General features: G+C 62.7%; 8 protein-coding genes. 7 read left to right on the forward strand and 1 reads right to left on the reverse strand.

Features of this window, described 5'->3' with window-relative positions:
- Positions 1-39: 39 nt before the first annotated feature.
- A complete protein-coding gene (locus A462_RS27645) occupies positions 40-2190 on the reverse strand; it encodes a TonB-dependent receptor family protein (RefSeq protein WP_008431769.1) in 2151 nt (716 codons plus the stop codon).
- A gap of 427 nt (positions 2191-2617) precedes the next feature.
- Here A462_RS27645 and A462_RS27640 point away from each other — a divergent pair, with 427 nt between their 5' ends.
- The 7 genes from A462_RS27640 to A462_RS27610 are packed head-to-tail and all read left to right on the forward strand — an operon-like array spanning position 2618 to position 11590.
- Positions 2618-4327 (forward strand): ABC transporter substrate-binding protein, encoded by a 1710-nt coding sequence (locus tag A462_RS27640; RefSeq protein WP_443200822.1) that lies wholly within the window; start codon positions 2618-2620, stop codon positions 4325-4327.
- Positions 4324-5256: an ABC transporter permease gene (locus A462_RS27635; protein WP_008431773.1), complete on the forward strand. Its 933-nt coding sequence runs from the start codon at positions 4324-4326 to the stop codon at positions 5254-5256. The genes A462_RS27640 and A462_RS27635 overlap by 4 nt, the downstream gene beginning before the upstream one ends.
- 23 nt (positions 5257-5279) lie before the next feature.
- Positions 5280-6533: an acyl-CoA dehydrogenase family protein gene (locus A462_RS27630; RefSeq protein WP_003219924.1), complete on the forward strand. Its 1254-nt coding sequence runs from the start codon at positions 5280-5282 to the stop codon at positions 6531-6533.
- Positions 6534-6565: 32 nt separating this feature from the next.
- Positions 6566-7618 carry an NADP(H)-dependent aldo-keto reductase gene (locus A462_RS27625; protein WP_008431776.1) on the forward strand — a complete coding sequence of 351 codons (1053 nt, stop codon included), beginning with the start codon at positions 6566-6568 and terminating at the stop codon, positions 7616-7618.
- Between the two features lie 15 nt (positions 7619-7633).
- Positions 7634-8497 carry an ABC transporter permease gene (locus tag A462_RS27620; protein WP_003219920.1) on the forward strand — a complete coding sequence of 288 codons (864 nt, stop codon included), beginning with the start codon at positions 7634-7636 and terminating at the stop codon, positions 8495-8497.
- Positions 8494-10152 carry a dipeptide ABC transporter ATP-binding protein gene (locus A462_RS27615; protein ID WP_008431779.1) on the forward strand — a complete coding sequence of 553 codons (1659 nt, stop codon included), beginning with the start codon at positions 8494-8496 and terminating at the stop codon, positions 10150-10152. Before A462_RS27620 ends, A462_RS27615 begins: the two co-directional genes overlap by 4 nt.
- A gap of 37 nt (positions 10153-10189) precedes the next feature.
- Entirely contained in the window at positions 10190-11590 is a 1401-nt protein-coding gene (locus A462_RS27610) for an LLM class flavin-dependent oxidoreductase (protein WP_008431781.1), read from the forward strand.
- The last annotated feature ends 96 nt before the right edge of the window (positions 11591-11686 follow it).

Genomic DNA, 11686 nt, shown 5'->3' on the forward strand with positions numbered 1-11686 from the left:
GAGGAATAAGAACATCGACAGCTAAGGTTATGCGCTGACTCAATAGCGCATTTCCACCGCCACATAAGCCCCAATCCCATCCCCTGGATACAACGATGCCGTATCCTGCCCCTTCGCGTCATACAACGGCTGCACCGCCGTCACGTATTTCTGATTGGTCAGGTTCTTCAAATCCAGCGATACCTTCCAGTCCTTGCTCGGCGTTTCATACCCCACGTTCGCCCCGAAGATTGTGTAGGAGGGCGCATAGAAGCTGTTCGCATAGTCCACCGCCGTACGCGAAGCCGATTGCACATTCACCCCGGTATAGAAGCCCGCCGGGTGCTGATACTGCACTTCGCCCTGATAGATATGCTTCGGAATCCCCGGCAGTTGGTTGTCGCCGAAGGTCGGGTCGTGGCGGTAGTAGAAGTCGTTATAGGTGTACACCTGGCGCAGGGTGATTTTTTCACCCGAGGTGTTTTCCCACAGGCGTGTATTCAAGCCGGCCTCGATCCCTTGGTGGATCGTCGGCGTGGCGTTGAATGCACCGGTGACCGCAGCAGCCGTGGAGGTGGCCGGGATGATCTGTACGTTGAGCAATTCATTTTTCACCCACGAGCGGTAGAGCGCCAGGCTGCCGTCGAAGATGCCCGATGAACCCTTGATCCCGACTTCCACGGTATTGGCTTTCTGTTCCACCAGCGGCCGTACGTACGGCGTGGTCGGCCCGGAGCCGGAGTATTCCCACGACGCCGGTGGGTCGACGGAGCGGCTGACGTTGGCAAACACTTGCAGTTGTGGGTTGAACTCGTAACGCACGCCCACTCGCGGTGCCAGGCTCCAGTTGTCGTAGGTCACGTCGCTCGGGTAGGTGGTGGTGTTGGCCACCAGGGCTTCCTTGACGTCGGCATGGCGGCGCACGTTGATCGCCGAGACGCCACTGGTCAGCCACAGGCCGTCTACCAGTTCCAGGTCGTTGCCCACGGAGAACACGTGATCGAACGAGGAGCTGTAGTCGACGAACTTGCGCGTCTGTTTGTTGGCGAAGGTGGAGTCGACCTGGCCCTTGAGGTGCTCGGTGGAGGTGAAGGCCAGGCTGGAGCGGCTTTCGTGGCCGAACAGGGTGTCGCGGCGGTCGTAGTTGATCACCGCGCTCAGGTCATGCCAGTCCCAGTAGCTGGGGTTGCTCGGGCTGTTCGGGCTGTTGTTGTGGGCGTACTGGTAGTAGACGAAACCCACCGACAGGGTGGCGTCGTCCTCAAAGGTGTAGGTGGTCTTGCTGCCCAGCCATACGCTGCCGGGGCGACGGCTGCCGGCGCCGCTGCTTTCGGCGGTGGCACTGGCACGGTCGGAATGGTGCTTGACCGCATCCAGGGTGGTGGCGCTCGGGTCGTTGTGGAACTCGTCGCGGTAACGCAGCATCACCCGGGTTTCGAGTTGCGGGCTGAAGCGGTAGCCAAAGTTGGCCACCACGCCCTGGCTCTTCGACAGGCTGTAGTCGCGGTAGCCGTCGCTGCGGTAGTTGTCGGCATTCAGGTAGTAATCGAACGCACCCTCGACGCCGCCGACGCTCAGGCTTTGCTTGTTGTAGCCGTAGCTCCCGGTTTCCGCCCGCACCCGCAGGCCGGGTGCGGTGTAGCCGGTCTGGTTGACGAAGTTGATGGCGCCGCCAAGGCTCAGCGCGCCGTACTGGAAGGCGTTGGCACCCCGCAGGATTTCGGTGTAGTTCACCCCCGAGCCGTTGAGGAATTCATAGGGTGTGCCGCCCGGGCCGGTGATCGGCAGGCCGTCGAACAGGAACTTGATGCCCTCACGGAAATACCCCGGCGAGGTGTTGGCGCCCGAGCCACGGATGGAGATCTTGGCCGCGTCGTTGCCGCCGGTGGACTGCACGAACACCCCCGGCTGATAGGCGAGGGTGTCCTGCAAGGTGGCGGTGCGTCCCTTGGCCACCTGTTCGCTGTCGACCACGCTGGTGCCGCCTGGCACTTCGGACAGCTGACTTTTGGCTGCCTCAACGGGCGTGATTTTTTGTGCCTCTACTGTCACCGTCTTTAGCCGTGTTCCGGTCGTCGGTGTGACCTCATCATCTGCCTGCACACTGGCGGAAAAAACCAGGGCTGAGCCCAGCCCCACCATCGCCAGCCAAGTTGCTTGCCGCACGGCAAGTGTCAACTTTTGCAACTCTCCCCGAAAGATTGGATCCATTAAGCGTGTTCCTTGTGAATAGATAAAAGAGCCCCAGCTTTCTATTCGAATAGTCATGCCTGTTTCGCTCTGAGCAGTTTCTATGCCAAGACTATTGGCCAAGGAATACGGGCGCTTAGTTAAGGTTAAGTGTTCTGCGGGATACTTTGTTTTGAATCGGTGTTTGATTCTCAACAGTCAACTTTAATGGCTGGGATTGCTGCAGCTGTCGCGAACGCAACAGTTGATAAGCAGTGTGTAAGGCTACCAACAATCCCGGGGTGTATAACGGGTATAACCATATAAGTGTTTGGCAGTGTTCGCCCCGTTTTACAAGGGTTTTGCGCTGGTTTTGTGGTCAATATGGCGTTTCTTGAAGACTGGCATGCTCACTGCATTACACCCCGTAATTGCAAACTTTCAGTGTTCATCGAGTTCCTCTAAGGAAGTGTCATTGACAACCATCCTGAAACTTTCGGCGGTTATTTCACTGTGCCTGGCAGTCAATGCCTGCTCACCGGCTGCGGCACCGAAACATGAAACGTCTGCGGCTGATGGCACGGTCACCAACGGTGTAGTGACTTATTCGGCGACGGACTTTCATGAGTCGTCACCGGGGCGCAGTGGCGGAACTTTGCGCGTCTCAGCCGCCTCCGACGCCGGCAGTTTCGATGTTCATGCACTGTCTAACGGCAACATCCAGTGGATGGGCCGGATTCTCTTCGATTGCCTGGTGTACCAGGACGAGCAGGGCAATATCAGCCCGTGGCTGGCCCGCTCCTGGGACATCTCCGACGACGGCAAGACCTACACCTTTCACCTGCGCGACGACGTGACCTTCAGCGACGGCGAGAAATTCAATGCCCAGGCGCTGCAAACCAACCTGGAACACATGCGCGACCCGGCGACCAAGTCCCCACTGGCCGCGGCCTATATCGCGCCGTACCTGGATGGCAAGGTCATCGACGACTACACCTTCGAAGCCCATTTGCGCGAACCCTATACGCCGTTCCTGGATGTGCTGGCGCAGTCCTGGCTGAGCATGATCTCCCCCAGGCAGATTCGCGAGGCGCCGAAGACCATCGCCGAGCACCCCATCGGCAGCGGGCCGTTTACGTTGCAGAGCTACACCCGTGACCAGGGCGCGGTGTTCATCAAGCGCCCCGGCTATAACTGGGCGCCACCGGTGACGCGCCACGCGGGCGAGGCCTACCTGGACCGTATCGAACTGAGCTACGTCCCCGAAGCCATGATCCGCTTCACGGCGCTAGAGTCCGGCCAGTCGGATTTCGCGCTTGATGCACCGGCCCAGAATGCCGCCGCCATCCGCGCCAACCCGAACCTGGTGATGCGCAGCCGGATTCGCAAGGGAAACCCGAGCCGCAGCATGACCTTCAACGTCGAGCAGCCACCGTTCGACGATGTACGGGTGCGTCGCGCAGTGGCCAAGGCCATTGACCGCGAAGGGTTGGCGTGGATTTCCGGCTTCGGCGAATACATCGCCAAGGCGGATTTCCTGGCGGCCAACACCCGGTTTTATCAACCCAACAACGACGCCCTGGCCTACGACGTGAAAGCCGCCAATGCGCTGCTGGACGAGGCCGGCTGGACCGGGCGCGATGCCCAGGGCTATCGAACCAAGGACGGGCAGCGCCTGAATGCAACGATGCTGTCCTATGACAACCCGGCGTTTCCCGCCAGCGTTTCGGTGGCCATCCAGGCCGACCTGAAAAAAGTCGGCTTCGAGATGCCCATCGAAATGCTGCCGCTGACCCGCGTGACCGAGAAACGCTACGCCGGGAAGTTCCAGGCGCTGGCGGGCGGTTACTGGCACACCAACACACCCGATGGCCTGTTTGTGCTCTATCACAGCCAGGCCATCAGCACCGACAAGATCATCGGCCAGAACGTCGGGCGCTTCCGTGATGCCGAACTGGATCGCGTGCTCAGCGCCGCCCGCCAATCCCGCGACCCGGTGCAATTGCAGGCGCTCTATGGCGAGGCGCAAAAGCGCCTGACCGAAACCGTCCCGGCGGTGCCTTCGGTGGAAAGCCAGGTGCTCACCGCGTATGGCCGGCAGGTCCAGGGCGTGATTTTCGATACCTCCCACAACGTACCGTTCTTCACCAGCATCTGGCTGGACCGGGGGCAACCATGAGCCTGTTCAAATCCATCGCCTGGCGCCTGCTGGCGGGCATTGGCGTGCTGTGGGGCGCGGCGACGCTGACGTTCCTCGCGGTCAATTTCAGCGGCGGTGACACGGCGCTGGCAATCCTCGGCGGGCCGGATTCGATGCCCACCCCGGAGCTGCTGGCCCGGGTACGTGCCGAGTACGGCCTGGACCAACCCCTGATAGTGCAATACGGCAATTACCTGGTGCGCCTGGCCCATGGCGACCTGGGCGAGTCCTATCGCTTGCGCATCCCGGTGCAGCAGGCGATTGCCGAGCAGATCGGTGCAACCATTCAACTGTCCCTGAGCGCGGCGTTGCTGGCGGTGGTATTGGCCCTGGTGTGCGCGATCCTCACCGCCAACCGTTCGCGTTGGGTGCGTTCAGCCGTTTCAGGCAGCGAGCTGGTGCTGTCTTCAGCACCTTCGTTTGTGATCGGGATGCTGTTGTTGCTGGTGTTTTCGTTTCATTGGCACTGGTTGCCGCCCTCCGGTTCCGTTGGCTGGCGCTCATTGATCCTGCCCTCGATCGCGCTGGCGTTGCCGGTGGCGGCAGTGCTGACCCAGCTGCTGCGCCAGTCCCTGGAAGACACCCTCGAACAACCCTTTATTGCCATGGCCCGTGCCCGTGGCTTGTCCGAAACCGCTGTGCGCCTGCGTCATGCCTTGCGCCATGCGCTGGTGCCGTTGGTGACCCTGGCCGGGTTCGTGTTCGCCAGCCTGCTGGGCGGCGCGGTGGTGGTGGAGTTGCTGTTTGCACGCCAGGGCATCGGGCGCTTGATGCTCGATGCCACCAGCAACAAAGACGTGCCGGTGGTGCTGGGCGTGACCTTGCTGGCCGCCACCGTCTATGTGCTGGTGAACCTGGCCGTCGATTTGATCAACCGCTGGATTGACCCTCGGGCCAACCAAGCGTGAGTGCCTTTGAAGAAGGAAAAACCATGAGTGCTTCGATCCCCGCTGAAGTGAGTTATGCCGACTTGCACCAGCGTTTCGCTGACGTATTTGCCCGGATAGCCGACACCGCCGTCGCCCGCGAGCAGCAACGCGAGCTGGCCCATGACGCGGTGGCTTGGCTGCGCGAGGCCGGCTTTGGCGCACTGCGTGTGCCGCAGGCCTTGGGCGGCCTGGGTGCAAGCCTGCCGCAGCTGTTTCGCCTGTTGATTGAACTGGGAGAGGCCGATTCAAACCTGCCGCAGATCGTGCGCGCGCATTTTGGTTTTGTCGAAGGCCGGCTTTCCAGCCGCGACAGCGCTTCCCAGGATTACTGGTTCGCCAAAGTCGTCGACGGCGAGTTGTGGGGCGCCGCGATGGCCGAGCGCACCGACACCACCCGCAACTCGGTGACCCTCAGCGCGGTCGACTCCGGCTGGCAGCTGGACGGCGAGAAGTACTACTGCACCGGCACGCTGTACGCCAACTGGATCGCCGCCGTGGCCCTGGATGGCGAAGATTTTGTCAGCCTGGCGGTACGCACCGACGCGCCGGGTGTCACCGTCGAGGATGACTGGGACGGCTTTGGCCAGCGACTCACCGGCAGCGGCACCACCCGCTTCAAGGCGGTGAACGTACCGGAGCAGCACATTGTGCGGCGCTTCAAGAAAGACGAACTGCGCGCCGAGTCCTACCTGAGCGCTTTCTACCAGCTGTTCCACCTGGCGACCCTGGCCGGCATCGCCAACGCCGTGCTGCGTGACGCCACCGAATTCGTCAAGGGCCGCACCCGCGCGTTTGGTGTGCCGGGGCAATCGAGCCCCAAGGATGACCCGCTGGTGCAGCGCGTGATTGGCCGCTTGTCGAGCCTGGCCTATGCCGCACGCACCCAGGTGCTGGCCGTCGCCGAGGTGCTGCAGGACGTGCACGAGGCGGAGCAGGGCGGGCACGCAACCGAACAGCATTACACCGAGGCCGAGATTCGCGCTTTTCAGGCGCAACAGATCGTGCTGGAACAGGTGCTGGAAGCCACCACGCTGCTGTTCGAAGTCGGCGGCGCCTCCGCCACCAGCGAGTCGCGTCGCTTCGACCGGCATTGGCGCAACGCGCGAACCCTGGCCTCCCACAACCCGGCGATCTTTCGCGAACGGGCACTGGGCAACTACTACCTCAATGACGTCACCCCGAACGCCGCCTGGCGCAGCCTGCAAGCCGCCGACGCCGAGCAGCAGGCCGCCCGCGACGAAGCGAGTGCGGTATGAGCCATCAACCCTTGAAGAAAAAAGGATCACCCATGCGTTACCGCCAACTGGGCAACAGCGACATCCAAGTCAGCGTACTGGGCCTCGGCACCATGACCTGGGGCCACCAGAACACCGAAAACGATGCCCATCAACAGATCGACCTGGCACTGGCCGAAGGTATCAATTTCATCGACACCGCCGAGATGTACCCCACGCCCACCAAGGCCGAAACCTGGCGCACCACCGAGCGTTACATCGGCAGGTGGCTGGCGGCCAGTGGTCGACGTGACGAGGTGATCCTGGCGAGCAAAATCGCCGGCCCGGCCCGTGACCCCAGCAGCCAGCAGCACATCCGCGACGGCCTCAGCCGCCACGACCGGCGCAACATCGTCGAAGCCCTCGACGGCAGCCTCAAACGCCTGAACACCGACTACCTCGACCTGTACCAACTGCACTGGCCCGACCGCACCACCAACATCTTCGGCCAGCGCGAATACCCGTATCAGGCAGACACCCAGAGCGTCGCCATCGAGGAAACCCTGGCGGTGCTGGCCGATCAGGTCAAGGCCGGCAAGGTGCGCCACATCGGGGTTTCCAATGAAACCCCGTGGGGCGTCGCCGAGTTTCTCAAGCAAAGCGAACGCCTTGGCCTGCCGCGCATTGCCAGCGTGCAAAACCCCTACAGCCTGCTTAACCGCCTGTACGAAGGCGGCCTCTCGGAGTTCACCCATCGCGAAGGCGTCGGCCTGCTGGCGTACTCGCCGCTGGCCTTCGGTGCGCTCACCGGCAAGTACCTGGGCGGCGCACGGCCCGAGGGCTCACGGCTGTCGGCGGTGTACCGCACTTTCAATCGCTACGACAGTGCCTCGGCCCAGGAGGCCATCACCGGCTACGTGGAGATAGCCCGGCAACATGGCCTCACCCCGGCCCAACTGGCCCTGGCCTTCATCATCGACAAACCCTTCGTCACCAGCGCACTGACCGGGCAAACCAGCCTGGCGCAATTGCGCGACAACCTCGGCGCGCTGGACGTGACTCTTGGCGATGAGATCAAGGCGCAGATCCAGGCCATCCACCAGCGCATCCCCAACCCCGCGCCCTAGCACCAGGAGCCTGGCATGACGCAAACCATTGAAACGTTGATCGGCAATCGCCCGTTGCGTCTTGTCGGGTTTACCCAACTGCGGCCGGGTCTGTTGCTCGCCGGGGTATTTGTCGGGCTGTTGCTGTTGGCCGCCGTTGTTCCGCAATGGCTGGCCCCGTATGACCCGTTGGAGGCGTCGGCGCGCATGGCGTTCCAGGCGCCGAGCAATGTGCATTGGCTGGGCACTGATGAGAACGGGCGCGATGTGCTCAGCCGATTGATTTATGGCGTGCGTTCGTCGCTGTTCATGGGCCTCGCCGCCACTGCGCTGGGACTGGCCTGGGGCACCTTGCTCGGCTTGATCGCAGGCCTTGGGCCGCGCTGGCTGGACGGCGCCTTGATGCGCGGGATCGACGTGTTGCTGTCGTTTCCCGACCTGTTGCTGGCGCTGGTGATCATCACGTTTTTCGGTCAGGGCACGGCCAATCTGATTCTCGCGATAGGCATCGCTGGCGTGCCGCGTTATGCGCGCCTGGTGCGGGCGCAAACCCTCAGCGTACGTAATGCCGGCTACGTCGAATCCGCCGTCACCCTCGGCCAATCGCAGCTGGCGGTGGTGCTGCGGCACATCCTGCCCAATGCGTTCAAGCCCGTGTTGATCCTCGCCACCATCGGCATCGGCGGCGCGATCACTGCCGGTGCCGCCTTGAGTTTCCTCGGCTTCGGCGCACCGCCGCCTGCGCCGGAGTGGGGCGGGATGATGTCCATCGGGCGCAGCTTCCTGGCCAATGCGCCGTGGCTGGTGGCCTGGCCCGCCCTGATCATCACCCTGACCGTTGTTTCCATCAGTGCCATCGGCCGCGAACTCTTGCGCCGCAGCGAAGGAAAGCCTCTATGACGATGAACATCCATACCCTCGGCCCGCTGGTCGATATCCGCGACCTCACAGTACGTTTCGGCCAGGCCGAGCCAGTGTTGCACGGTGTCAGTCTGCAGTTGAACCGGGGCGAATGCCTCGCGCTGGTGGGGGAGTCGGGGTCCGGCAAAAGCGTCACCGCCCGCACCCTGGCTGGCCTCACCGGCAAGGACGCCCATGTCCAGGCTGCCAAGCTGGCCTTCCAGGGCGTCGACCTGCGCCAGCTCAACGAGCGGGCCTGGCAGCAACTGCGCGGCGCGAGCATCGGCTTTGTGATGCAGGATGCGTTGGGCGCGCTGGACCCGCTGCGCCGCGTCGGTGCCGAGATCGAAGAACCGTTGCACCTGCACACCGCATTGGGCCTGGAAGCGCGCCGCCTGCGGGTGCTGGAACTGCTGCGGGATGTCGGTGTGCCGGAACCGGAACTGCGCGCCAGCCAATACCCCTGGCAACTTTCCGGCGGCTTGCGCCAGCGGGCGCTGATCGCCTCGGCGATTGCCTGCAATCCGCGGCTGATCATTGCCGATGAACCTACCACGGCACTGGATGCCACGGTGCAGGCCCAGGTCATCGCCCTGCTGGAGAGCCTGCGCGGTGAAGACAATGCACTGCTGATGGTCAGCCACGACCTGTCGGTGGTCTCGCGCCTGGCCGATCGCGTGGCCGTGATGCGCCACGGGGTGATCGTGGAGGAGGGCAGCACCGAACAGGTCCTGCAAGACCCGCGTCATCCGTATACCCAACTGCTGCTGCGGGCCGCCAAGGCCGTGCACTTCCAGCCTACGCGCCGGTTGCTCACGGCGGTGGAGCCCGAGCCGGCGCCCCAGGGCGAAATACTGCTTGAAGCACGCGAGCTGTCCAAAACCTTTATCGGCCCCGACGGCAAAACCCGCACGGTGCTGAACCAGGTGTCGCTACAGCTGCGTCGCGGCGAGACGCTCGGGGTGGTGGGCGAATCCGGTTGCGGCAAGACCACCTTGACCCGCCTGATACTCGGCCTGGAAACCGCCGATGCCGGCGAGGTGTGGATCAAGGGCCAGCGCTGGTCCGACCTCGACGCCAGGCAAAAACGCGAAGCCCGGCGTGCGGTGCAAGTGGTGTTCCAGGACCCGCTCAGCTCCTTCGACCCACGCTACACCGTGCAGCGTGTGCTGTTCGAAGCGCTGGTGGTGGCTGGCGTACCGCGTCATGCCCGGCGCGACCGTGCCCTGGAACTGCTGGAACTGGTACGCCTTGATGCCAGCGCCTTGTCGCGCCGGCCGATCGAACTTTCCGGTGGCCAGCGCCAGCGCATCGCGATTGCCCGAGCGTTGGCTTCCGAGCCGCAGATCCTGATCTGCGATGAACCGGTGTCGGCACTCGACGTGTCGGTACAGGCACAGATTCTCGAACTGCTCGACGACCTCAAGCGCCGCCTCGGCCTGGCCTGCCTGTTCATTTCCCATGACCTCGGCGTGATCAACCACGTCAGCGAGCGCGTGCTGGTGATGAAGGCCGGTGAAGTGGTGGAGTCCGGCTCGGTACGCGCGGTGTTCGACCGTCCGGCCCATGCCTATACCCGCGCGCTGATCGATGCGATCCCGACCCTTGAAACCGACTACACGCCGATCCCGTTCTACCTGAATGTCGCGATCTGACGTATTGGAAAACGTATCTACGAAAGGAGTGCTCCTGGTGCCCAAGCAACTGCACGTGAATTTGTTTGAGATGAACTGCGTCAGCCACATCGTCCATGGTTTGTGGGTGCACCCGGACAACAACCGGCACCGTTTCAATGACCTGGACTATTGGACCGAGCTGGCGCAGTTGCTGGAATACGGCACCTTTGACGGCGTGTTCCTGGCCGATGTGATTGGCACCTATGACCGCTTTCGCGACGGCCCCGAGACCTCGCTGCGTGAGGGCATGCAGATTCCCAGCAACGACCCGCTGCTGGTGATTCCGGCGATGGCCGGGGTGACCAAGAACCTGGGTTTCGGCGCGACCTTTTCCACCACCTACGAACCGCCGTTCGCGTTTGCGCGGCGCATGAGTACCCTCGATCACCTGACCAAGGGGCGGGTGGGCTGGAACATCGTCACCTCGTATTTGCCGAATGCGGCGCGCAACTTCGGGCACGACACTGAGGTGGTTCACGATCACCGCTACGAGATCGCCGATGAATACCTCGACGTGCTGTACAAGCTTTGGGAAGGCTCCTGGGACGATGACGCGGTGATTGTCGACCGTGAGCGTCGGATCTACACCGATCCGGACAAGGTGCGCTATATCAACCATGTGGGGGAGCACTTCAAGGTTGCCGGCCCACACTTGTGCCAGCCTTCGCGGCAGCGTACGCCGGTGTTGTTTCAGGCTACGGGGTCACCGGCCGGGATCGAGTTTGCCGGGCGGCATGCCGAAGTGGTGTTTACCGGTGGTAATGATGCGCCGGCGGTGCGGGCGAATATCCAGGCGATGCGGCAGAAGGCAGTTGAGCATGATCGCGATCCGGCGGGGTTGAAGTTTATTGTGATGGCGGGGGTGATCGTTGGGCGGACGGATGAGGAGGTGAGTGCCAAGCTCGACAGTTATCGCAAGTTGGTGAGTGTCGAGGCGTCGCTGGCTCACGGGCAGTCGGCGATTGATTTGACGGCGTATCCGCGGGATACGTTGATCAGTGATCTGGTGAGTCGGCAGGTCAAGGGGTGGGAGAGTTTGAGCCGGTACAAGGCGGACTCCACTGTTGGGGCGGTACTGGCGCAGCTGGGTGGGTTTAATCGCGAGCGGTTTTTTGTCGCGGGTACGCCGACGGTGGTGGCGGACGCGATTGAGAAATGGCTGGATGAGGATGGGATCGACGGGATTAACCTGAGGCAGTATTTGTCGTTTGAGACGGCGCGGGACTTTATTGAATTGGTGGTGCCGGAGTTGCGTCGTCGGGGGCGGTTTCGTGAGCGGTACAACGAGGGGGAGACGTTGCGGGAGCGGTTGTTTGGGGCTGGGCGGGCGCGGTTGCCGGGGGACCACTTTGGGGCGCGTTATCGGGATCCGGCGGCGTTGCTGAAGCCGGCGTTGCCATTGCGGTTTCCGGCGTGAGGTTTGTGTACATATCCGTTGCTGCGGTAACGGCGGCTTATGGTTCCGCTCTTACAGCGGGTCACTTTTGGCAAACGCCCGGAATGCCGGCCCAGC

The organism is Pseudomonas sp. Ag1, assembly GCF_000278565.1.
In the GTDB taxonomy this organism is placed as follows: Bacteria; Pseudomonadota; Gammaproteobacteria; order Pseudomonadales; family Pseudomonadaceae; genus Aquipseudomonas.